Genomic DNA, 19,088 nt, shown 5'->3' with positions numbered 1-19,088 from the left:
CCAGAGCTCCAACGGCGACATCGCCTGGAGCGGCGGCACGCTGGCTGCGGGCGTGGCCTCGGCGCTGGTGGCCGGCTTCTCGGTCGACCAGGACAGCTGGGACTACAGCGCCAGCCAGAACCTGGACTTCCTGCGCGCCGGTGAAACCATCACCTTCTCGTACAACGTGGTGGCCACCGACGACTCGGGGGCGGGCAACGCCGCCTCGGCGGCCACGACGGTGACGATCACCATCACCGGCAGCAACGATACGCCGAATATTCAGGTTGTATCGACCGACACCGCGGCGGTAACCCTGCTTGAAACCAATGCGGGTCTGAGCGATGGCGGTACGCTGACGGTCACTGACGTGGACCTCAGTGATACCGTGAGTACGACGGTACTGTCGGTGGCGGCTTCGGGCACCGTCGCGGGACTTGGGCTGACGGACGCTCAACTGCTGAGCATGTTCAATGTCGTGCCGTCATCAGGGCTCACGGCGGATGTGGGTGAGACACACAACCTGTCCTGGACATTCAACTCGGGGACGCAGGCCTTCGATTACCTGGCGGAGGGCCAGTCTCTCGTGCTGACCTACACGGTTAAAAGCACGGACCTCAGCGCCGCCTTTGACACCCAGACCGTGACGGTGACGATCAATGGCTCTTCTGATGTCGTGAATGCTGCACCCCATGCGAACAGCGACGTCTGGGTGCTCTCCGACAGCACCCCAATCGCGGCGGGAGTTATCACGGCATCGTGGTTCACCCACAACGATACCGATCCCGACGGCAACCCTCTTTTCGTCACCGCAGTCACTGGTCTGCCCTCCGGGCTTGCAGCGACCTATGACGGTGCAGGCCATCTTGTCGGTATCACCGGCACTTCGCCGGCGGCGGGCTCTTATACCCTCAGCTATACCTTGAGCGACGGAAGCCTTGCCGATGCGGGAAGCGTCACGATCAACGTGATTGACACTACCTCTGCCGCTAATAGCTTTACGCTGGATGGCAACGACTTCTCGTATATCGATGCACTTGGTGGTGGGGACACACTGATCGGTGATGTCACCCTTTCCGGCAACGCTGGCATCGACACTTTTATTGGTAACAACGGCACCGATACTCTGCGCGGCGGTGGTGGCAATGACACGCTGTTCGGCAATGAGAACGATGACGTTTTGAACGGTGGCGAAGGGAACGACGTGCTCGATGGCGGCAACAACGACGACACGCTTGCAGGTGGTTCCGGCAGCGATACGCTGACCGGTGGGAATGGTATTGATATCTTCAAATGGACGCTGGCGGATGCCAGTTCTTCATCTGTTCCAGTCGATACGATCACGGACTGGGTACCTGGCGGCGCCGACAAGCTGGATTTGAAGGATCTCCTGCAGGGCGAACATGCAACAGCTGTGAGTCTGGACGCCTATCTGGATTTCAACTTCAATTCGACAACTGGCGATACGACAATTTCGGTTAAATCCTCTGGTGTCGGCGGCTCGGTAGACCAGACAATCGTTTTGGACAACATCCAGTTGGTGGGTGCGAATGACCAGGCGATCATCACCAATCTGCTGAGCGCAAACAGGTTGACTGTCGACGCATAAACCCGTGATGCCGGCCGGAGGCTCTTTGTTCAAAAGGGCTCTGGGGGTATCGGTCGGGGCGCCTGGGCGCGCAGGCGTCCCACCAGGAGTGCGCCATTGGTGACATTGTTGCTACGGGGAGCGTAGCCGCCGGCGCGGCGCGCGTTGTTTATGACTAGCGCCCGGCGATGGTGGTGCGGTATCCTTTGCAGCCATGTACATGCCATTTTTCGGCCTGACACAGGCGCCGTTTTCGCTCGCTCCCGATCCGCGGCTGCTGTTTATGAGCGACCGGCATCGCGAAGCACTGGCGCACCTGCTGTACGGGCTGGGCGGCAGCGGTGGCTTTGTGCTGCTGACCGGCGAGATCGGCACTGGCAAGACCACGGTGTGCCGCTGCTTTCTGGAGCAGATTCCGGCCCACTGCAACGTCGCCTACATCTTCAATCCCAAGCTCACGGTAACCGAGCTGCTGCAGTCGATCTGCGACGAGTTCCACGTCACGGTGCCGCAAAAAGAGCTGCTGCCGCTCACGGTCAAGGACTACCTCGACCCGCTCAACACCTTCCTGCTGCAGGCCCATGCCGCCGGGCAGAACAACGTGCTGATCATTGACGAGGCGCAGAACCTGTCTGCCGAGGTGCTGGAGCAGCTGCGCCTGCTCACCAACCTGGAAACCAGCGAGCGCAAGCTGCTGCAGATCGTCCTGATCGGCCAGCCCGAGCTGCGCACCATGCTGCAGCGGCCCGAACTGGAGCAACTGGCTCAGCGCGTAATCGCACGCTTTCACCTCGATGCACTCACCGAGGCCGAGACGGCGCAGTACATCCTGCACCGCCTTGAAGTGTCGGGCCTGAATCGCGCGCTGCCGTTCGATCGCAAGGCGCTCAAACGCATTTACCAGCGGGCGCGCGGCGTGCCCCGCCGCATCAACCTGTTGTGCGATCGTGCCTTGCTGGGAGCCTTTGCGGGCGGCCAGGCCACGGTCAACCGCGGCATCGTCAACAAGGCGGCGGACGAGGTGTTCGACCAGCCGGTGCGCGCACCATGGCGTTGGCAGCGCAGCCTTGCCTTGGTGGGCCTGAGTGTCGCCGCCGGCGCCGGGCTGCTCGCCACGGCCCGCCTTGCGACGCAGGTGCCGCAAGCGCAGCAAGCGTCCGAGATTGCAGCGGTTGCGGCCTCCGGACCGGTGGTGGCCGCTGCGGCAGCCGACGCAACCCTCGCTCCGCCCGCACCGCCCCCCACCTTGCTGCGCGACGAAGGCCAGGCCTGGCGCGAACTGGCGCAGGCCTGGAAACTGACCCCCGGGGAGGGCGACCCCTGCCAGGCGCTGCAGCGCGAGCAGGTGCGGTGCTTCAGCAGCAACACCAGTCTGGCCCTGATCCGCCAGCTGGGCCGCCCCGGCATCGTCAAGCTCGACAGCCAGAGCGGCTCGCCTTCCTTTGCCTTGCTCACCGCCCTGACAGACGACAGCGCCACCTTGCGCGCCGGAGGCACCGAGCAGACCGTCACACTGGCCGCGCTGGCCGCGCGCTGGCAAGGCGACTTTTCCACGCTCTGGCGTTCACCCGCCGGTTATGGAGGCCGCCCCCTTGATGGTCAGCACGGTCCGGTGGTCGAATGGGTTGCGACCCGGTTGACCGCGGTGGATGGCACGGCGCCGCAGGCGGGCCGGCCCGTGCTGGATGCCTCGCTCAGAGCTCGCCTGCGCACTTTTCAACTGGCCCAGGGCCTGCCCACGGACGGCCGACTCGGGCCGTTGACTTTTATGCAGCTCAATCGCACGGCCGGCGTGGACGAGCCGCGCCTTCGAACCGGGCCTTGACCCCATGTCTTACATTCTCGACGCACTTCGGAAAGCCGACGCCCAGCGCGAACGCGACCCGGCACGGGGCATCCATGCTCAGCCCTTGCAGATGTCGGCACTCGAGCCACCTGAAGGCCCTCAGACCCGGTTTTGGCTGGGAGGGGCAGTGGTCATCGGCGCCGGCTTGCTGGCTGTGGCGGCATGGCAGCTGGCCGGGCCTGACGCGCCACCGGCCGTGTATTTGCCCGCTGCAGGGACCGGCACGTCCCCGGCGCCTGCCGTGATCAGGCCTCTGCCGGCGACCGAGGTGTTGCCCGCAGCACCACCGCCCGCCGCGCCTGTGGCCCCGCCCGCGGTTCCTTTGCGTGAAGCGCGAAAGCCGGCTCCGGCGCTGGCGGCTTCCTCACCGGCGCCCGCAGCGGCAGCCCCTGATCGCTTGCTGTCCGTCAATGAATTGCCGGCCGATGTACAGCGTGACCTGCCCAAGCTGGCCATCAGCGGCGGCGTCTATTCCGACAACCCAGCGCAGCGCATGCTGATTGTCAACGGCCAGGTGGTGGGCGAAGGCGCAGTGCCGGCCCCGGGCGTGGTGCTGGAGCAGATCCGTGCCAAGACCGCGGTGCTGAAGTATCGCGGCTATCGCTACGCGGTGGCGTACTGATTCCGTTCCTGCTTCAACACGATATGTCGTTGCCCCGCCTTGGCCGTTACAGCACTGTCTGCGGCGGTGCGCCTCATCTCGTATCGAGTTAGAAATGGAATAAGGCGATCAGCCAGCCATCGACCACAAGGTCGCCGCGCCCGCCAGCAGGGAAAGCGTGGGAATGATGGCCAGCAAGCAGCGGAGGGCGCGTGATGGCGGGTGCCCGCTGGCCAGCAGCAGGCCCAGGCTGGCCAGTGCTGTCGGCTCCGGCGCCATACCGAACACCTCCGCTTGGCGCAGCGGGTGGCCAGCGAGCAGCCCGGCCAGCGGGTAGAGCACCACGCCCGTCACGGCCAGCAGCCAGCCGAGGCGTTGCACGGTGACGCCGGCGGTCGGTGCGTGCGCGTCGCGGAGCAACACCCCCAGGGCAACAAGCAGCACGGCCTGGACGGCGAACGCCACGGCGAAGTAGGGCGCCGCCCAGTTGATCGTTGAGTAGCGCTGCCAATGAAAGGCCCAGCCCACCCAGAGCCAGGCCGCGGCGAGCAGGGCCGTGAGCACACGGCCTGCACCGGCGCGCCGGGTCCCGGCCAGCCAAAGCGAGGCGAGGCCGGCGGCGAGTGCGACCAGCTGCGCCGGCCAGACATCGCGGTTGTAGAGCTCGACCAGGCGCCAATAAGTCCCGGGTGAAAACATCAGGAAGTCCGAGAGCCGGTAGGTCCACCACTCGGACATGGCTCACAGCCTCTCGATGTGAGCGGCCATGCGCCTGCGAAACGCCTCGTCAGGCATCCGGCCGAACGCTGCGCCCATGTTTTCGCGCACGTGGGCCACATGGTTGGTGGCGGGAATCGCGCAGGTCACCGCGGGGTGAGAGACGATGAACTTCAGCGCGAACTGGGCCCAGTTCGCGCAGTCGATCTCGCTGGCCCAGGCCGGTAGCGGATGGCGCTGCAGCTGGTGCAGCAGGGCGCCTTGGCGGAACGGCCGGTTGACCAGCACGGCGATGCCACGCTCGCGCGCCAGCGGCAGCAGCCGCTCTTCAGCCTCGCGATCGAGCAGGTTGTAGCTGAGCTGTACGAAGTCAATACGGTGGCCGCGCATGATCTGTTCCATCTCGTGGTGGCGGCGCCCCTCCGAGGTGGTGATTCCCACGTAACGCAGTTGGCCTGCGGCTTTCATGGCCTGCAGCAGTGGCAGCTGTTCCTGCCAGGCCACCAGGTTGTGAACCTGCAGCAGGTCGAAACGAGGCAGCCGCCAGAGCCGGCGCGACATCTCGATCTGCGCCGCCCCGGCCGAGGAAGTCCAGACCTTGTCGGCGGAAAAGACGCGCTGCTGTACCGAGAGTTTTTGCAGGCCATCGCCAATCACGCCTTGCGAGGAGCCGTACATCGGCGAGGAATCGATCAGGCGGCCGCCGGCATCGAAAAAATGGCGCATGACCTCGGCGCAATGCGCGCGCGCCGGGCGGTCGTTGCCGACGTTGAAGGTGATCCAGCTGCCCAGCCCGACCACCGGAATCTGTTCGCCGGACGAGGGAACGGGCCTGGACATCGGCAGTGACGGCGCAGCGTTTTGTGCGTAGGCTCCCACCATGCCCAGCGCGCTTGACGCGGGAAGCAGGTGCAGCAGCAGGGTGCGGCGTCTCATTTTTCCAGACCGGTGTGGTGTTGCATGCTTGCAGGTACCCATAAAACCGATGGATTTTTGTTCAGGGCAAGGCGAAAACCGCAGCCATAGCCCAACCATGGCGAGGATTTGCAACGCGGCCATGGGAAAAAAAGCGCGGTTTTATGTGCCTGATAGCGTGCAACACCACACTAACACAGGGACAAGGGCAGGGACAAGGCGGGCGGCGTAGTATGAATACCAATCAATGCCCATCCTACGGAGACTGCATGATGAACCTGAGCCGAATCGCGCGGCTGCTCCCGCTGTTGCTTGCCGCGCTGGCCTGGACGCCGTTCGCGTCGGCCGATGAAGCGCTGTGGTCGCTGCTCAAGGGCGGCGGCCAGGTTATCCTGATCCGGCACGCGCTGACGACCCCGGGCGTGGGCGACCCGGAGGGAATGACGCTCGGCGATTGCAGCACGCAGCGCAACCTGAACGACGAGGGCCGCGCCCATGCGCGGCAGCTTGGCGACGCTTTCCGTACCCGAGGCGTTGCGGTGGGGAAGCTGCTCTCCAGCCCATGGTGCCGTTGCACCGAAACCGCCAGGCTGGCCTTCGGCAAGGCCCCCGAGATCTCGCCGGCGCTGGGCAACCTGTTTGGCCGTCCGGAGCTGGCGGCCCGTCAGGTGGCTGAGCTCAAACCGCTGGCCAGCCAGCTACCTGCGGGCGGCAACACGGTGCTGGTTTCGCACGGCTCCACCATCGCGGCGCTAACCGGCATTTCACCCGGCATGGCGGAGATGGTGGTGCTCACGCCCCAAGGCGGCGGGCGCTTCACGGTCGCCGGGCGGCTGACCGCTCATAAGCCCTGACGCGTGAATCTGTGAATCTATTGGGGTACTACCACTGCGTCGAACATAGCGCCATAATGAAGCCGGAGCAGAGCCGGCCACCCGCGCCGGAACCGCAACGCAAGCAAGGAGATGACGGCATGAGCAATTCGAATCCCCCCCAAGGCGGCGATTTCGCGCATTGGGTCGACGAGAAATCACAGGCGCTGAAATTCGAACTCGGCGAGAAATTTCCTGTGCCGCCCACTGCACTGCATTCACCTTCGGTACATGTCGAGACTGGCCAGCAAAAGCTTGAAGAAGTGCTGCTGGAGCATGAAGAGCCGACGCAGGAGTTTCTTGAAGAACTGGCGGCTCTTGAGGATGCGCCACCGTTGAGTGACGAAGAGCTGGCCAAGCAGGCACTGGCAGCCGGCGGTGCAGACAGCGACAACAACACGCCCGAGTAGCGCATTTCCCCCGGTCGATACGGCAGCAGTGCGCCCCCTATCCGAACTGATCTGATTGGGCGGCCCGGGCAAGTACAGCCTCCTTGGAGCATCCTTCGACAGGCTCAGGACGAATAGGACCCTGAAAGCACGGCGGCATTTTTCCACAGGGCCGCCCCAAGGAAAACGGCCCCCGAGGGGCTGGAGCCCGCGGCTCCAAGCCTGCCTGCGCAGGCTTGGACGGGCGACAGAGGCGAAGCGTCTCGCGAGCCGCGGCCTGCAAGGCCTCGCGCAGTACACGAAGTGACAAGCGTGGGGGCAATTTCCCAGCGCGGCACAATACGGCCCATGACTACACAACTTGCGGGCCACCTTCTCGTTGACTGCCTGATTGCCCAGGGCGTTACCCATGCGTTTGGCGTACCCGGTGAAAGCTACCTGGCCGTCCTTGACGGCTTGCATGCACGTCAGGGCCAGATTGAATTCATCACCTGCCGCCAGGAGGGCGGTGCGGCCTTCATGGCCGAGGCGCACGGCAAGCTCACCGGCCGGCCGGGCGTTTGCATGGTGACGCGTGGGCCGGGCGCCACCAACGCTTCCATCGGTGTCCACACCGCGTTTCAGGACTCGACGCCCATGGTGCTGCTGGTGGGCGATGTGGCCAGCGACTGCCGCGACCGGGAGGCCTTCCAGGAGGTGGATTACGCCAGCTTTTTCGGACCAAGCACCAAGGGCTTTGCCAAGCGCGTGGAGCGCATTGACGACGCCGACCGGATTCCCGAGTATGTGGCGCGTGCTTTTGCGACGGCCATGAACGGCAGGCCCGGTCCGGTCGTGCTGGTGTTGCCTGAAGACATGCTGACGCAGATGACCGGCGCCCAGCCCTTGCCCCGCGTGGAGGCGGTCCAGGCCTGGAGCGACCCCGGCTCCGTGCGTACGCTGCGCGAGATGCTGCTCCAATCGCAGCGGCCGTTTGTCATTGCCGGGGGCGGCGGCTGGACGCCGCAGTCGGCGCAGGCCTTGCAGCGCTTTGCCGAAAACTGGAAACTGCCGGTGGGCAACGCCTTTCGTTTCCAGGACACGTTTGACAACCACCATCCGCAATACGCCGGCGACGTGGGAATCGGCCTCAACCCCAAACTGGCCGCGCGCATCAAGGCCAGCGACCTCATCCTCGCCATCGGCCCGCGCCTGGGGGAAATGACGACCGGCAATTACACCTTGCTGGAAGCGCCCCGGCCCAAGCAGAAGCTGGTGCACATCCATTCAAGTGCCGAAGAGCTCAACCGCGTCTACCAGGCCGACCTGGCCATCAACGCCACCATGAATGCCGCTGCGCGCTCGCTGGAGGTGCTGACGGCGCCGGTGACGGTAGCCTGGGAGGCCTGGACGGCGTCGGCGAACGAGGACTATCTGGAAAACCTCAAGCCGACGCCTTCGGCCAATCTGCCGGGCGATATCGACATGCCTGCCATCGTCGGCCTGTTGCAAAAGCATTTGCCGGAAGATGCGGTACTGACCAACGGCGCGGGCAACTTCGCGAGCTGGGTGCACCGCTTCTACCGGCACCACGGCCTCGTCAAGGGCCACAAGACGCAGCTGGCGCCCACCGTGGGCGCCATGGGTTATGGTGTGCCGGCGGGCATTGCGGCGGCCATCACGACCGGCCGGGTGGCTTTCACGATTGCGGGCGACGGCGACTTCCTGATGAACGGCCAGGAGCTGGCCACAGCGGTGCAGCATGGCGCCAAAAGCATCATCGTGCTGCTCAACAACGGTATGTACGGAACCATACGCATGCACCAGGAAAGGGAGTACCCGCAGCACGAGAGCGGCTCCCGCCTGAACAACCCGGACTTCGCCGCCCTGGCGCGTGCCTACGGCTATGCGGGTGTGCGCATCGCGCGCACCGCCGAATTCGAGGCCGAGCTGCTGGCCGCACTGGCGCGCAAGGAGGGCACGGTGATCGAGGTCACGCTGGACCCGGAAGTCATCACCACGCGCGGCACGCTGTCGTCAATTACTCAGACTGCATTGACTCAATCGCTACAAAAAAAATAGCAAGCTATCGAGGTTTTATATGGGCTATTGGTCTATAACGATCTATAACCGTCTTTGCTATTTCTTGCCTTGTCCGGAAAAACGGTGCTCCCAATAGGTGTGCATTCCGGTAAGGCATAGCGTCAACCAGGCAATTCCTTCCGCAAACGCTGCCAGCACATCACTGAGGTAATGAACACCGAGATACACACGCGTCAGCGCTACCAGTGCCACCAGCGTGATCGCAACGAGTACCACCATGACACGCCAGCGCCAGGCGTTGATTTTCGTTATCAGCATTGCCGCTATGACGCCATAAAACAAGGTCGCTCCAGCGACATGACCGCTGGGAAAGCTGTAAGTCGTCAGCACCACCAGCGGGTTGTCGAAGCTGGGGCGCGCCCGGTGAATTGCATACTTCATGAAAACATTTAGCAGCATTCCGAACGGGACTGCCATGCTCACGCAGATCAGCCAGTACCAGTTCCGCTTCCAGGCCAGACAGGCTGCGATCAACGCTACAGCCAGCGCGATGGAAATTGGGTCGTGTAGATGAGTCACCGCCAGCATTGCCCGGGTCAACCGTTCTGTGGAATGGGCATGAAACCATTGCGCCACTTGCAAATCGACGAGAGTCAGCGGGTCGCCGGTTATCACGTCTTCTGTAATCCCGCCAAATAACCAGCTTGCGCCGATCAGAACTGTTGCCCCTATGGTCAGCTGCAACCCAAGATAGCTTTGGGGCGACAACCTGGCCTGTACAAACGCAATTTGTGGCGCAAAGCGGTGGCGCAATGCCTTAACGCGTGGGCGCTGAAGAAAACCAGTCCAGGCTTGTTTGATTGCGGTCTCATGCCGCACCGTCCAGCGCCACAGCCAGACAAGCAACAACACGAACACCACGATGCCGCCAAGGATGGCGCTGGCGCGTCCGATCCATCGCTCAGCCGTCTGCCAGCTGGCGCCCAAAAAGTACCCCAGCAACACCACACCAGAGGCCCACAGTACCGCACCGCCAGCGTTATAGGACAGGAACTTCCGGTAGGTCATTCGGGACGAGCCGGCAAGGAAGGGCACCAGGGCGCGGGCAAAGCCAACGAATCGCCCGAGGAACACTGCCTTGCTACCGTGCCGTGTAAAAAAAGCATCCGCTTTACCGACGCGCGCCTCAGTCAGTCCGAAGTGACTGCCATAGCGAACCAATGCCGGACGCCCCATCCGGCGCCCCAATTCGTAGCCAATGCTGTCGCCCAGCGCCGCCCCCATCGCGACGGTGATGATCAGCACATCGACATCGAGCAAGCCTTGTGCCGCAAAGAAGCCTGCAACCAACACAAGACTCTCTCCTGGAATGAGCAATCCCAAAAAAGCTGCTGATTCAAGCATCGCTCCAAGGAAGACAACCAGGTAGCCCCATTGCCCCAGGCGTCCGATCAGGTTGACCAAATACTCCAGCATGGATCATCTCGCCTATGGTTTGGGCATGACCTTCACAGAAGCCCTTTGGCGACGGGCCTACCCCAGGTCGGTGCATTGTGGCCCCTTGCAAGGCTTGGCGTAAATCCTGTCCTCTTGCAAGCGGTGGAAGAGCGGCAAGAGCACGCTGGAGTGGAGCGTTGACCTGGCAAAAAAAAACCCTCCCGGATCCCAGGAGGGCATCTTACGCTTCAGCGTTTTGGAGGACGCCCGGGAGAACCCCGGCGTTTCCCATCCCGCTACGGCCTATTCCTTGATGTCGACGCCGTAGAAGTTGTGGCGACCAAACGGGCTGTTCTTGAAGTCGATCACGCTCTTGCGTACCGGCTTGAGCTGCACCGCATGGGCAATGGTGAACCAGGGAGCCTGCTCTTTAAAGATGACCTGCGCCTGCTGGTAGAGCTTGGTGCGCTCAGCCGGGTTGGTGACAGTCTTGGCTTTCAGGACCAGATCTTCATAAGGCTGGTAGCAGAACTTGGCGATGTTGGAACCACTGGCGGACTGGGCCGAAGCGCAACCGAGCAGGGTGTACATGAAGTTGTCCGGATCGCCGTTGTCGCCGGTCCAGCCCAGCATGCCCATCTGGTGCTCGCCCGCCTGCAGGCGCTTGCGGTACTCGCCCCACTCAAAGCTCTTGATCTCGGCCGTGACGCCCACTTTGACCAGATCCGCCTGCATCAGCTCGGCAATGCGTTTGGCGTTGGGGTTGTAGGGGCGCTGTACCGGCATGGCCCACAAATCGGTGGTGAAACCGTTCGGGTAGCCTGCTTCTGCCAGGAGTTTTTTGGCGGCTTCAGGGTTGTACGCATCGTCCTTGATACTGTCGTTGTAGGCAGCCATCGACGGTGGGATCGGGTTTTTCGCGGGAATGCCGGTGCCCAGGTACACGCCGTCAACAATGGCTTTCTTGTTGATGGACATGTTGATGGCCTTGCGAACGCGCACGTCATCGAACGGTTTTTTCGTGGTGTTGTAAGCCATATAGCCCACGTTCAAACCGGGCTGCTCGATGACCTGGATATTCGGGTCCTTGCGGATGGCCTCGAGGTCAGCCGGAGCGGGGTAGGGCATGACATGGCACTCGCCCTTTTGCAGCTTCGCCCATCGTACCGACGCGTCCGGGGTGATGGCGTAAACCAGGTCGTCAATTTTCGCTTTGCCGGCCCAGTGTGCGGGGAACGCCTTGTAGCGAATGATCGCGTCTTTCTGGTACTGCACCAGGTAAAAGGGGCCGGTACCAATAGGGTCCTGGTCAATTTTTTCAGGCGTGCCGGCCTTGAGCATGGCGTCGGCATATTCCTTGGACTGCACCGCTGCATAAGGCATGGCCAGGTTGGACAGGAATGGCGCTTCAGGTTTGTCAAGCGTGACCTTGACGGTGTAGTCGTTGACTTTTTGCACCGATTTCAGCAGCTTGGGCATGCCCATGTCGCTGAAGTAGGAGTGGTTAGGGCTGGTAACCTTGAAGAAGGCGTTGTCTTCCTTCCACTGGCGCTCGAACATGAACAGCACGTCGTCGGCATTGAAGTCGCGCGTGGGTTTGAAACCCTTGTTGGTGTTATGCCATTTCACACCTTTGCGCAGGTAGAAGGTGTACTCCTTGCCGTCGGCGGAAATGTCCCATTTCTCGGCCAGACCGGGAATGACCTTGGTGCCACCACGCTCGAACTCCACGATGCGGTTGTAGATCGGTTCGTTGGCATCAAACGAGGTACCCGTGGTGTTGATACCGGGGTAGAAGTTTTCAGGACTGCCTTCAGAGCAGAACACCAGCGTCTTGGCGGAGACTGGCGTGAGCGCCAGCAATGCTGGCAGGGCGACCGCGCACAGCAATGCGCGCTGGACCGGGCGTAGCCGGCTTGCACTTGGTTTGGTCTGAATCATTTGATGGACTCCCTTTGGGGGTTAATGCTGCGATGCAGCGGGCTGGCGGCCAGTTTGCGCGAATTGTGTTCTGCGCTCCCCGGTCTTTGAAAAACGTGGCATGGGGCAATACATGGTTTGTACTGCACCATATCACGCGGTAATGAAATTTTCTGCATAGTGGCAAGCCACCTGCCGGCCTGCCACTTCGCGCAGAACCGGCCTTTCGGCACGGCATCGATCGGTCACATGGGGGCAACGGGTGGAAAACACGCAGCCCGTGGGCGGATTGAGCGGTGAGGGCAATTCGCCCTTGAGCACAATGCGGTGCCTGACCCCAGTGCTGCCAGCCAGGCCTGGTGTGGATGCCAGCAAGGCCTGGGTGTAAGGATGCAGTGGCTGCGCGAACAGCGCGTTTTTTTCGCCTTGCTCGACCGCATGGCCGAGGTACATCACCAGTACATCGTGGGCAATGTGGCGCACCACGCCCAGGTCATGCGAGATGAACAGGTAGGCCAGCCCCATCGACTGCTGCAGGTCGGCCAGCAGGTTCAGCACCTGGGCCTGAATTGACACGTCCAGCGCCGACACCGGTTCGTCGGCCACCACCAGGGTGGGGTTGAGCATCAGGGCGCGTGCGATGGCGATGCGCTGGCGCTGCCCCCCCGAAAACATGTGGGGATATCGGTCATAGTGCTCGGGGCGCAGGCCCACCTTGGCGAGCATGGCGCGCGCGCGCGCGGCACGGTCGGCGGGAGACAGGTCGGTATTGATTTCGAGCGGTGCTTCCAGAATGGCGCCGACCTTCTTGCGCGGATTGAGCGAGCCGTAAGGGTTCTGGAACACCAGCTGCACAGCCTTGCGAAGGCCCTGGCGCTCTTCGTGACGTGCGGTGACCGCATCTACGCCCTTGATGCGCAGCTGGCCGCTGGTAGGGGTTTCAATGAGGGAAACCATGCGCGCCAGCGTGGACTTGCCGCAGCCCGATTCCCCCACGACGGCCAGTGTCTTGCCGGCATGGACTGCAAAGGAGACGCCGCCGACGGCCTGCAGGTGATCGGGGGCGCGCATGAAGCCGCGCCGTATTTCATAAACGCGCTTGAGATCCCGGGCTTCCACCACGGGCTGCGCTGCCAGCGCTGACAGCGCCGGGGCATCTTGCAGCGCGCTCATGGTGCCTCCTCCACCAGCACAGGGGTGTCGCGCAGTATGGCCGCTTCACGGTCGGGGTCACCCAGCGGATAGTGGCAGCGCACCTTGCCGTCTTTCCAGGCGCGCAGCAACGGGCGCTCGGTGCGCGAATGCTCGGTGGCGTAGGCGCAACGCGGCGCAAACAGGCAGCCGGCTGGCCGATCGTAAAGGCCGGGCACCATGCCGGGGATGGTCGCCAGGCGGGTGCTGCCATCGCTGCGCTCCGGCAGGGCTGACAGCAGCGCTTCGGTATAGGGGTGCTGGGGGGTGTTGAAAAGCGCGTGCGAGCTTTGCTCTTCCATGATCTGGCCGGCATACATGACGGCTACACGTTGCGCCATTTCGGATACCACGCCCATGTTGTGGGTAATGAGCACCAGGGCCATGCCGCGCTCCTTTTGCAGGCTGCGCAGCAGGTCCAGGATTTGCGCCTGGATGGTCACATCCAGGGCTGTGGTGGGTTCGTCGGCAATCAGCAGGCGCGGATTGCAGGCAATGGCCATGGCGATCATCACGCGCTGATTCATGCCGCCCGACAGCTGGTGCGGATAGGCTTTCAAGCGGCTTTCGGGCGAATTGATACCAACCTGCTCGAGCAGTTCTATGGCCTTGCGCGTGGCGGCCTTGCGGTCCATGCCCAAATGCAGGCGCAGGGTTTCGGTGATTTGAAAGCCGACGGTGAAGCAGGGGTTCAGGCTGGTCGTGGGCTCCTGAAAAATCATGGCCACGTCTTTGCCGGTGAGCTTGCTGCGCTCGCTGGCCGACAGGGATAGCAGGTCATGGCCGGCAAAGCGGAGTTTGTCGGCGCGAACCCGTCCCGGATAGGCCACGAGCCCCATCAGCGCCATCATGGTGACGCTTTTTCCGGAGCCGGATTCACCGACGATACCCAGCACTTCGCCTTCTTCGAGCGACAGGCTGACGCCGTCAACGGCGTACATGATGCCGTTTTGCGAGGGAAACTCGACGGACAGGTTTTCTATTTCAAGCAGGGCCATGTTTAGTAACTCCCCCTTCTCGGCTCACTTCGTGTAGCCGGATCCCCCCTCCGGGGGCAACAGCTGCGGCCCGGCGAAGCCGGTTCCGCGCTGTTACTTGCGAAGAGGCTCATGAGGGGTGGGTGGATCTTGTTCATCGTTTAAGTTTTGGATCGAACGCATCGCGCAGTCCGTCTCCGAGCAGGTTGAAGGCCAGCACAGTGATCAAAATCGCGAGGCCGGGGAAAGTCACCACCCACCAGGCACGCAGCACGAATTCGCGGGCGTCAGCCAGCATGGTGCCCCATTCCGGGGAGGGCGGCTGGGCGCCAAGACCCAGAAAGCCCAGCGCCGCCGCATCCAGGATGGCGGTGGACACCCCCAGCGAGGCTTGCACGATCAGGGGCGCCGTGCAGTTCGGAAGGATTTCGCTGAACATCAGGCGGGCGCGGCTGGCACCGCTCATGCGCGCGGCGGTAACGTAGTCACGGGAGGTTTCGGCAATCACCGCCGCGCGGGTAATGCGCACGTAATGCGGCAGCACCACGATGGCGACGGCCAGCATCGCATTCATCAGGCCGGGGCCCAGGATGGCCACGATGACGATGGCCAGCAGCAGGCTGGGCAGGGTCAGGATGATGTCCATCAGGCGCATGACCGCGATCTCGAAGATGCCGCGGAAAAATCCCGACAGCAGGCCCAGCACGGTCCCGACCACCACCGACAGCGTAACCACGGCCAGCCCGATAACCAGGGACAGGCGGGCGCCGTGCATCAGGCGCGACAGGATGTCGCGGCCGATCGCGTCGGTGCCCAGGGGGTAGGTCCACGATCCGCCCGTCTGCCAGGCAGGGGGTTTGAGAAACACCGCATTGTTGGTGATGTTGGGTGGGTGCGGCGCCAGCCAGGGCGCGAAAAGTGCGACCAGCAGAACACCGACCACAATGATCAGGCCCATGACGGCGCCGCGGTTGGAGCTGAAGTAGCTCCAGAACTCGCGCAGCGGATGCGGCGGTGCCGGTGGTGTACCCGGCGCAACGGTTGCTGTTTTCAAGGTGGCCGTGCTCATCGCTGATACCTGATGCGTGGGTTGATGATGCCGTAGGTGATGTCCACCAGCAGGTTGACCGCCATCACGATCGCGCCCAGCAGCAGGATGCCGCCTTGCAGGACCGGGTAGTCGCGGCGGCTGATGGCTTCGATCAGCCATTTGCCGACGCCGGGCCAGGAAAAGATGGTCTCGGTGAGGATGGCCCCCGTGAACAGGACGCCGACCTGCAGGCCGATCACGGTCACCACCGGGATCAAGGCATTGCGCAGGGCATGCAGGGCGACGACGCGCAGGTTGGAAAGACCCTTGGCGCGTGCGGTCCGGATGTAGTCTTCACCCAGCACTTCCAGCATGGCCGAGCGCGTCATGCGTGCGATCACCGCCAGCGGGTTGGTCCCCAGCACAATCATCGGCAAAATCAGGTGCGATGCAGCCGACCAGAATGCGCCTTTGTCCTCCGACAGTAGCGAGTCGATGAGCAGGAAGCCGGTCGTGGGTTCAATGAAGTACTGCACCGCCATACGGCCCGAGACAGGGGTCCAGCCGAGCTGCACCGAAAAAAGCAGGATCAGCAGCAGGCCCCACCAGAAAATCGGCATGGAGTAACCGGTCAGGGAGACGCCCATGACCCCGTGGTCCAGTATCGAGTTGCGCTTGACCGCGGCCAGAATGCCGGCAGGAATGCCGATCACCAGGGCGAACACAATCGCGCAGAGAGCCAGTTCGATGGTGGCGGGGAAAAGCGTCAGGAATTCACGCAGCACGGGTTCCTGCGTGATGAGGGATTTGCCGAGATCGCCATTGAGCACGCGGCCGATGTAGATGCCGTACTGCACCAGAATCGGCCGGTCCAGGCCGTATTCCTTGAGCAGCTGTGCATGCCGCACCGGATCAATGCCACGCTCCCCAGCGAGGGTTTCGATGGGGTCGCCCGGCACCAGGCGGATCAGAAAAAAGGCCAGCAGTGTCATGCCCAAAAAAGTGGGGATGATCAGGCTGAACCGGGTAAAAATAAAGCGGAGCATTATTGTGGGCGACCCTGGCAGGCACTCACGCGGGCTGCAGAAAATTCATCGTGGAAGCGGCAAATCGGGATCACGAAAATCTTTGCCACGCTGGTTTTTATTGGATGCATGTGCATGAAATGATGGTTTTGTACCTTCGCGCGCCGGTAGCCGGTAGCGTCGCAGGCAAATTTTTATCTTATCAACAAACCCGTTTATTTTTGGCAGGGTTGCCGGCAATCTGCTACCGAGTAACCCGTATTGCCTCGCGAAGCTTTTGATGATCGCGAGGCCACGGGGTTACGCAGGAAGCGTGCCACGAGACGCCAGTGAGCAGCGACGGATCCGTCGGCGCGTTTCGAGGCGCTGCTTTCGGCAGGCAGTGCGTCGGAGCATAAAAAAAGGCCGGTGGAAACCGGCCTTTGGGGTGTCGGCAAAGCCGATTACTTGACGTGCTTGCCAATGAGGCCAGCCATCTCGAACATCGACACTTGCGGTTTGCCAAATACGGCCTTGAGCTTTTCGTCGGCATTGATCATGCGCTTGTTGACCTTGTCCTGCAGGCCCTTGGATTTGATGTAAACCCACAGCTTGCTGACAATTTCGGTGCGTGGCAGAGGCTTGTCGCCCACCACGGCAGCCAGGGCGGGGCTCAAGGTCAGCGCTTTCATGAACGCTGCATTGGGCGTACGCTTTTTGGCGGGCGCTTTTTTCGCTGCTGGCTTTTTGGCCGCAACCTTCTTGGCAGGCGCTGCTTTCTTCGCAGCTACCTTTTTGGCGGGCGCTGCTTTTTTTGCGGCGACCTTCTTGGCAGGAGCTGCTTTCTTCGCAGCTACTTTCTTTGCCGGAGCAGCCTTTTTAGCAGGCGCTTTTTTAGCCGGTGCTTTTTTTGCAGTTGCCATGATTGATTTTCCTTCTAGAAGTTGATAAATCACCGCAGGGATAACTACTTCCTTGCGGCAATGCGGATGCTACTGGAGAAAAACGCAGTTTCATAGCGAAAAAGCACTTTATTTGCGCCCGCCTGTTGCAGATTTACCTCTGAAAATCAAAAAAACGCCTGTGAGAATCACACCGCAAGCCACCCACTCGCCACGGGTGACTTGCTCGCCGGCAAAAAACGCACCCAGAAAAATCGCGATCAACGGGTTCACAAAGGCATAGCTGGTGGCCACTGCAGGGGAGGAATTGGCCAGCAGGTAGAGGTAGGCGCTGAACGCTATTAGCGAGCCGAACACCACGAGGTACAGCCAGGCCATCATGGCTGCGGGCTGGAAAGGCCAGTTGCTGGCGACCTCGTGCTGCTCACCCAGTGCAAGAGAGATCGCCATTAACACCGCGCCGCCACACAACATTTCACTCGCGAAACCCGCGGGGCCGTTGGCCAGAGGCAGTCGTTCGGTGGACAACACGGAGCCCAGCGACCACAGCAGGGTTGCGCCTGCGATGCAGGCCAGGCCCACGGGCGCCGCGGAAAAGCTGGCGCCTCTCACCAGCAGCAGCACGCCAGCCACCCCCACGGCCATGCCCACCAGTTCCAGCCGGCTGGGGCGTTGGCCCAGCAACAGGCCCCATGCGGACACCATCAGGGGAACCACCGCAATGAAGGTGGCGATCAGGCCGGAGCCAATGTGGACTTCCGCACTGGCGGTGAGCCCCATGCCGCCGCCGAGCATCAGCGTGCCTATGGCGAGCGCATTGCGCCATTCGCGCAGGGTAGGGAGAGCCTGCCGGCGGATGATCACCCAGGCCATGACCAGCATGCCCGCCACCAGGAAGCGGGTGCCCATCTGGAAAAAAGGCGGGAAGCTCACCAGTGCGAAACGGATCGCCAGGTAGGTGGAACCCCACACCACATAGCAGGCGATCAAGGCGGGGACCAGCAGCGGTGCTGCCCGGGTGGGCGGGGAAGGGAGGGAGATTGCGGAGCTCATCCACGTCATCGTAAATTGCCAATAACGGCCAAGCCATGCAAAATTAAAGGTGAAAAGCCGGGACTACTTTAAATTTAACGCTTGAAAAGCACGATGACCGAAACTGACGAATACGATCACTACGACAGCCGCATCCTGACTGAATTGCAGCGGGATGCCCGCATCACCATGGCGGAGTTGGGGCGACGCGTCCATCTGAGCCAGCCCGCAGTCACGGAACGTGTACGCAAGCTGGAGCTGGGCGGCGTGATCAGGGGTTACCGCGCCGAGGTCGACCTGGCGCGGCTGGGTTATGGGATTCGCGCCATCATGCGCGTGGCACGGGCTGAGTACGCCCGGGTGGTCAAGCTGATTGAGCAGACGCCGGAAGTGATCAATGCCTACAACGTGACGGGAGAAGACAGCTGGGTGCTGGAAATCGCCGTCATTGATGTCTCGCACCTGGATGCCGTCGTGACCAAATTCTGCATCCTGACCGAGACTTCTACCGCGATCGTGCTCAACGCCCCTCGTGAGAACGCCATTGTGCTGCCAGCCCGCAGGGAAAACATCAAACCCACCATCAACAAGGTCACGGGGAAATGACAAGGACCACCCCTGTTTTGTTCGCCACCTGCGACCTTTGCGGTGCCCATAAAAATGACA

At 62.2% G+C, this 19,088-nt stretch carries 18 protein-coding genes; 8 read left to right on the top strand and 10 right to left on the bottom strand.

All coding sequences use genetic code 11. The annotated features are described in order from the left end of the window. The 3 genes from AC1DS5_RS22260 to AC1DS5_RS22250 all read left to right on the top strand — a co-directional run. A partial coding sequence (locus tag AC1DS5_RS22260) for a type I secretion C-terminal target domain-containing protein (protein WP_477720428.1) occupies positions 1 to 1,588 on the top strand: 1,588 nt, incomplete at its 5' end. A gap of 193 nt (positions 1,589 to 1,781) precedes the next feature. Beyond that, positions 1,782 to 3,392 carry an ExeA family protein gene (locus AC1DS5_RS22255; protein WP_477720427.1) on the top strand — a complete coding sequence of 537 codons (1,611 nt, stop codon included), beginning with the start codon at positions 1,782 to 1,784 and terminating at the stop codon, positions 3,390 to 3,392. Between the two features lie 4 nt (positions 3,393 to 3,396). Next, positions 3,397 to 4,035 carry a general secretion pathway protein GspB gene (locus tag AC1DS5_RS22250; RefSeq protein ID WP_477720426.1) on the top strand — a complete coding sequence of 213 codons (639 nt, stop codon included), beginning with the start codon at positions 3,397 to 3,399 and terminating at the stop codon, positions 4,033 to 4,035. A 108-nt stretch (positions 4,036 to 4,143) separates the two neighbouring features. Here the strand turns inward: AC1DS5_RS22250 and AC1DS5_RS22245 are convergent, their stop codons facing one another. Together AC1DS5_RS22245 and AC1DS5_RS22240 are read right to left on the bottom strand one after the other, a co-directional pair. Beyond that, entirely contained in the window at positions 4,144 to 4,752 is a 609-nt protein-coding gene (locus tag AC1DS5_RS22245) for a DUF6064 family protein (RefSeq protein ID WP_477720425.1), read from the bottom strand. A gap of 3 nt (positions 4,753 to 4,755) precedes the next feature. Beyond that, positions 4,756 to 5,667, bottom strand: coding sequence for an aldo/keto reductase (locus tag AC1DS5_RS22240; RefSeq protein ID WP_477720424.1), 912 nt, complete (start codon positions 5,665 to 5,667; stop codon positions 4,756 to 4,758). 248 nt (positions 5,668 to 5,915) lie between these two features. On the opposite strand from AC1DS5_RS22240, the gene AC1DS5_RS22235 reads away from it, so the two are divergent. The 3 genes from AC1DS5_RS22235 (at position 5,916) to AC1DS5_RS22225 (ending at position 8,968) form a co-directional block, all read left to right on the top strand. Further along, positions 5,916 to 6,500: a histidine phosphatase family protein gene (locus AC1DS5_RS22235; protein WP_477720423.1), complete on the top strand. Its 585-nt coding sequence runs from the start codon at positions 5,916 to 5,918 to the stop codon at positions 6,498 to 6,500. 119 nt (positions 6,501 to 6,619) lie between these two features. Then, a complete protein-coding gene (locus AC1DS5_RS22230; protein ID WP_477720422.1) occupies positions 6,620 to 6,928 on the top strand; it encodes a hypothetical protein in 309 nt (102 codons plus the stop codon). 327 nt (positions 6,929 to 7,255) lie between these two features. Continuing rightward, entirely contained in the window at positions 7,256 to 8,968 is a 1,713-nt protein-coding gene (locus AC1DS5_RS22225; protein ID WP_477720421.1) for a thiamine pyrophosphate-binding protein, read from the top strand. Positions 8,969 to 9,025: 57 nt separating this feature from the next. On the opposite strand, the gene AC1DS5_RS22220 is transcribed toward AC1DS5_RS22225, so the two are convergent. The 6 genes from AC1DS5_RS22220 to AC1DS5_RS22195 all read right to left on the bottom strand — a co-directional run bounded on the left by AC1DS5_RS22220 (position 9,026) and on the right by AC1DS5_RS22195 (position 16,530). Then, entirely contained in the window at positions 9,026 to 10,405 is a 1,380-nt protein-coding gene (locus AC1DS5_RS22220) for a bifunctional DedA family/phosphatase PAP2 family protein (protein WP_477720420.1), read from the bottom strand. Positions 10,406 to 10,669: 264 nt separating this feature from the next. Then, positions 10,670 to 12,307 (bottom strand): ABC transporter substrate-binding protein, encoded by a 1,638-nt coding sequence (locus AC1DS5_RS22215; RefSeq protein WP_477720419.1) that lies wholly within the window; start codon positions 12,305 to 12,307, stop codon positions 10,670 to 10,672. A gap of 132 nt (positions 12,308 to 12,439) precedes the next feature. Next, complete coding sequence (locus AC1DS5_RS22210; RefSeq protein WP_477720418.1) at positions 12,440 to 13,459, bottom strand: peptide ABC transporter ATP-binding protein; 1,020 nt, start codon at positions 13,457 to 13,459, stop codon at positions 12,440 to 12,442. Then, on the bottom strand, positions 13,456 to 14,475 hold the full coding sequence (locus AC1DS5_RS22205; RefSeq protein WP_477720417.1) for an ABC transporter ATP-binding protein: 1,020 nt from the start codon (positions 14,473 to 14,475) through the stop codon (positions 13,456 to 13,458). The genes AC1DS5_RS22210 and AC1DS5_RS22205 overlap by 4 nt, the downstream gene beginning before the upstream one ends. A gap of 133 nt (positions 14,476 to 14,608) precedes the next feature. After that, positions 14,609 to 15,523 (bottom strand): ABC transporter permease subunit, encoded by a 915-nt coding sequence (locus tag AC1DS5_RS22200; protein ID WP_477720416.1) that lies wholly within the window; start codon positions 15,521 to 15,523, stop codon positions 14,609 to 14,611. Next, positions 15,520 to 16,530 (bottom strand): ABC transporter permease subunit, encoded by a 1,011-nt coding sequence (locus tag AC1DS5_RS22195; protein WP_477720415.1) that lies wholly within the window; start codon positions 16,528 to 16,530, stop codon positions 15,520 to 15,522. The genes AC1DS5_RS22200 and AC1DS5_RS22195 overlap by 4 nt, the downstream gene beginning before the upstream one ends. Before the next feature lie 50 nt (positions 16,531 to 16,580). Between AC1DS5_RS22195 and AC1DS5_RS22190 the strand changes: the two genes are divergently transcribed. Then, the gene (locus AC1DS5_RS22190) at positions 16,581 to 16,790 is read left to right on the top strand and encodes a hypothetical protein (protein WP_477720414.1); all 210 of its coding nucleotides are present in this window, start codon (positions 16,581 to 16,583) and stop codon (positions 16,788 to 16,790) included. A gap of 162 nt (positions 16,791 to 16,952) precedes the next feature. On the opposite strand, the gene AC1DS5_RS22185 is transcribed toward AC1DS5_RS22190, so the two are convergent. Beyond that, on the bottom strand, positions 16,953 to 17,411 hold the full coding sequence (locus AC1DS5_RS22185; RefSeq protein ID WP_011483725.1) for an SWIB/MDM2 domain-containing protein: 459 nt from the start codon (positions 17,409 to 17,411) through the stop codon (positions 16,953 to 16,955). Positions 17,412 to 17,519: 108 nt separating this feature from the next. Next, positions 17,520 to 18,452, bottom strand: a complete 933-nt coding sequence (gene yedA / locus AC1DS5_RS22180) for a drug/metabolite exporter YedA (protein ID WP_477720413.1) — start codon at positions 18,450 to 18,452, stop codon at positions 17,520 to 17,522. Positions 18,453 to 18,536: 84 nt separating this feature from the next. On the opposite strand from yedA, the gene AC1DS5_RS22175 reads away from it, so the two are divergent. Then, complete coding sequence (locus AC1DS5_RS22175; RefSeq protein WP_477720412.1) at positions 18,537 to 19,028, top strand: Lrp/AsnC family transcriptional regulator; 492 nt, start codon at positions 18,537 to 18,539, stop codon at positions 19,026 to 19,028. Positions 19,029 to 19,088: the final 60 nt, after the last annotated feature.

It is taken from the genome of Polaromonas sp. P4_H1, from assembly GCF_056400945.1.
The sequence above is the reverse complement of the archived record's forward strand: the minus strand, read 5'-3'. Positions and strand labels throughout refer to the sequence as shown.